Consider the following 406-nt stretch of genomic DNA (forward strand, 5'->3'; position numbering starts at 1 on the left):
GGTCTTATTGGCTTGTATTGCCTTTGTGATGAAGCAAAAGCGCAGTGAAGACATCAGTATCACCGGCGTGGTGAGCCTGCTAATCACCTTTATCATTGGCTGCCTTGCTGTTTCTGGTGAAGCAGTCTTAGCCGCGGTGGCGGCAGTGCTTACGGCTGTGGTACTGGATAATAAAAAAGAACTTCACCAAGCCCTACAAAAGCTACAAGAGTACGAACTGGATGCAGCGCTGCGCTTACTCCTTATTTCCATCGTGATGCTCCCTCTTCTGCCAAACCAATCTTACGGCCCATGGAATGCCCTCAACCCCTATGAGATTTGGTGGATGGTGGTGCTCATTGCCAGCATTTCCTTTGTAGGCTATTTTGCGATAAAAATTGGTGGTGCTAAACGAGGGATCTTATTC

The 406-nt window shown here is 48.0% G+C and carries 1 protein-coding gene; it reads left to right on the top strand.

The features are described from left to right. The coding region (locus AB4585_RS29045) for an MgtC/SapB family protein (protein ID WP_372172260.1) at window positions 1-406 on the top strand (406 nt) is incomplete at both ends.

Source organism: Vibrio sp. 10N.222.49.C9 (assembly GCF_041474985.1).
Classification (GTDB): Bacteria; Pseudomonadota; Gammaproteobacteria; order Enterobacterales; family Vibrionaceae; genus Vibrio; species Vibrio crassostreae_C.